This is a genomic window from Paenibacillus sp. 2TAF8, from assembly GCF_052114825.1.
In the GTDB taxonomy this organism is placed as follows: Bacteria; Bacillota; Bacilli; order Paenibacillales; family Paenibacillaceae; genus Paenibacillus.
Genome location: NZ_JBFRFN010000049.1, coordinates 1 through 3546, shown reverse-complemented (window position 1 = coordinate 3546; position 3546 = coordinate 1). Strand labels below are relative to the sequence as shown.

Annotated in this window: 1 tRNA gene and 3 rRNA genes; all 4 read left to right on the top strand. The window is 53.1% G+C overall.

What is annotated here, in order from left to right:
- Nucleotides 1-113 (top strand): 16S ribosomal RNA (locus AB4Z30_RS29835); the annotation flags it as partial.
- Nucleotides 114-218: 105 nt separating this feature from the next.
- Nucleotides 219-335: ribosomal RNA gene (gene rrf / locus AB4Z30_RS29830) — 5S ribosomal RNA — on the top strand.
- A 35-nt stretch (nt 336-370) separates the two neighbouring features.
- A tRNA-Ile gene (locus tag AB4Z30_RS29825) sits at nt 371-447 on the top strand.
- Between the two features lie 50 nt (nt 448-497).
- A 23S ribosomal RNA gene (locus AB4Z30_RS29820) occupies nt 498-3546 on the top strand.

Genomic DNA, 3546 nt, shown 5'->3' with positions numbered 1-3546 from the left:
CCGAAGTCGGTGGGGTAACCGCAAGGAGCCAGCCGCCGAAGGTGGGATAGATGATTGGGGTGAAGTCGTAACAAGGTAGCCGTATCGGAAGGTGCGGCTGGATCACCTCCTTTCTATGGAGAATCGTTTCCCGCGTGGAAACATTCAAATTTTAAATCTAGCCAGGTCGGCTAGTTACTCACTCGTTGCTCAGTTTTGAGAGCTCAAACTCTCAAACGTTTGGTGGCGATAGCGAAGGGGTTCCACACGTTCCCATCCCGAACACGACCGTTAAGCCCTTCAGCGTCGATGGTACTTGGACCGCAGGGTCCTGGGAGAGTAGAACGCCGCCAAGCGTAACCCAATATGGGTTCAATAATTTTATAAATGTGGGCCCTTAGCTCAGTTGGTTAGAGCGCACCTCTGATAAGGGTGAGGCCGGTGGTTCGAGTCCACCAGGGCCCACCATTTCTTCATCYCATATAATATGGGGCCATAGCTCAGCTGGGAGAGCGCCTGGTTAAGCTACTAAGAGCACACGGAGGATGCCTAGGCGCTAGGAGCCGATGAAGGACGTGGCGAACAACGAAACTGCCTCGGGGAGCTGTAAGCAAGCTTTGATCCGGGGATGTCCGAATGGGGAAACCCAGCTGGGGTAATATCCAGTTACTCATAACTGAATACATAGGTTRTGTAGAGGCATACCAAGGGAACTGAAACATCTAAGTACCTTGAGGAAGAGAAAACAATAGTGATTCCGTCAGTAGCGGCGAGCGAACGCGGAGAAGCCCAAACCARRGAGCTTGCTCTTTGGGGTTGTGGGACGTCTCACATGGAGTTACAAAGGAACCGGTTAAGCGAAGAGGTCTGGAAAGGCCCGCCAAAGAAGGTAAAAGCCCTGTARTTGAAAGTCTGTTCCCTCCGAGACGGATCCCGAGTAGTGCGGGGCACGTGAAACCCCGTATGAATCCGGCAGGACCATCTGCCAAGGCTAAATACTTCCTAGCGACCGATAGTGAAGCAGTACCGTGAGGGAAAGGTGAAAAGCACCCCGGAAGGGGAGTGAAATAGAACCTGAAACCGTGTGCTTACAAAAAGTCAGAGCCCRTTTTAGGGGTGATGGCGTGCCTTTTGTAGAATGAACCGGCGAGTTACGTTCCCGTGCAAGGTTAAGGTGAAGAGCCGGAGCCGCAGCGAAAGCGAGTCTGAATAGGGCGCCATAGTACGTGGACGTAGACCCGAAACCGGGTGATCTACCCCTGTCCAGGGTGAAGGTGCGGTAACACGCACTGGAGGCCCGAACCCACGCATGTTGAAAAATGCGGGGATGAGGTGGGGGTAGCGGAGAAATTCCAATCGAACTCGGAGATAGCTGGTTCTCCCCGAAATAGCTTTAGGGCTAGCCTCGGAAAACAGAGTCGTGGAGGTAGAGCACTGATTGGGTGCGGGGCCCGCAAGGGTTACCAAGCTCAGTCAAACTCCGAATGCCATAGACTTACTTCCGGGAGTCAGACAGTGAGTGCTAAGATCCATTGTCAAAAGGGAAACAGCCCAGACCATCAGCTAAGGTCCCCAAGTGTGTGTTAAGTGGGAAAGGATGTGGAGTTGCACAGACAACCAGGATGTTGGCTTAGAAGCAGCCATCATTGAAAGAGTGCGTAATAGCTCACTGGTCGAGTGACTCTGCGCCGAAAATGTAACGGGGCTAAACACACCACCGAAGCTATGGCTTGGATCGACTTCACTGCTTCTTTGAGGCGGTGTTTACCACAAGGACATTTTTGTCAGACAAGGTTTGAAATCTTGGAAGACCAAATGTTTCTCAGGGGATAAACACAGGGCTTCGAAGCTGGAGTGAAGTCGATCCAGGGGTAGGGGAGCGTTGTATAAGGGTTGAAGGTGTACCGTAAGGAGCGCTGGACATTATACAAGTGAGAATGCCGGTATGAGTAACGAAAAGATCAGTGAGAATCTGATCCGCCGAAAGCCTAAGGGTTCCTGAGGAAGGCTCGTCCGCTCAGGGTAAGTCGGGACCTAAGGCGAGGCCGAAAGGCGTAGTCGAAGGACAACAGGTCGAAATTCCTGTACCACCGTAAATCGTTACGAGCRATGGGGGGACGCAGTAGGGTAGTGACGCRGRCTGATGGATGYCYGTCTAAGCAGTAAGGCTGATGTGTAGGCAAATCCGCACATTGTTAAGGCTGAGCTGTGATGGGGAGCGAAAATTACAGTAGCGAAGGTCATGATCTCACACTGCCAAGAAAAGCCTCTAGCCAGATGAAGGTGCCCGTACCGCAAACCGACACAGGTAGGCGAGAAGAGAATTCTAAGGCGCGCGGAAGAACTCTCGTTAAGGAACTCGGCAAAATGACCCCGTAACTTCGGGAGAAGGGGTGCCCCGGTAGTGTGAATAGCACGAGGGGGCCGCAGTGAAAAGGCCCAAGCGACTGTTTAGCAAAAACACAGGTCTGTGCGAAGCCGTAAGGCGAAGTATACGGGCTGACGCCTGCCCGGTGCTGGAAGGTTAAGGGGAGTGGTTAGGAGCAATCCGAAGCTGTGAACCGAAGCCCCAGTAAACGGCGGCCGTAACTATAACGGTCCTAAGGTAGCGAAATTCCTTGTCAGGTAAATTCTGACCCGCACGAATGGCGTAACGACTTGGGCGCTGTCTCAACGAGAGATCCGGTGAAATTTTAATACCTGTGAAGATGCAGGTTACCCGCGACAAGACGGAAAGACCCCATGGAGCTTTACTGCAGCTTGATATTGAATTTGGGTACGATCTGTACAGGATAGGTGGGAGCCTTTGAARCRTGAGCGCCAGCTTGYGTGGAGGCACCGTTGGGATACCACCCTGATCGTATCTAGGTTCTAACCTGGTACCGTAAACCGGTGCGGGGACAGTGTCAGGTGGGCAGTTTGACTGGGGCGGTCGCCTCCTAAAGAGTAACGGAGGCGCCCAAAGGTTCCCTCAGAATGGTTGGAAATCATTCGAAGAGTGCAAAGGCATAAGGGAGCTTGACTGCGAGACCTACAAGTCGAGCAGGGACGAAAGTCGGGCTTAGTGATCCGGTGGTACCGCATGGAAGGGCCATCGCTCAACGGATAAAAGCTACCCTGGGGATAACAGGCTTATCTCCCCCAAGAGTCCACATCGACGGGGAGGTTTGGCACCTCGATGTCGGCTCATCGCATCCTGGGGCTGAAGTAGGTCCCAAGGGTTGGGCTGTTCGCCCATTAAAGCGGTACGCGAGCTGGGTTCAGAACGTCGTGAGACAGTTCGGTCCCTATCTGTCGTGGGCGTAGGAAATTTGAGAGGAGCTGTCCTTAGTACGAGAGGACCGGGATGGACGTACCGCTGGTGTACCAGTTGTTCCGCCAGGAGCACCGCTGGGTAGCTATGTACGGACGGGATAAGCGCTGAAAGCATCTAAGCGTGAAGCCCCCCTCAAGATGAGATTTCCCAGTATGTAAGACCCCTTGAAGACGACGAGGTAGATAGGCTGGGGGTGGAAGTGCAGCAATGCATGGAGCTGACCAGTACTAATCGGTCGAGGGCTTATCCAA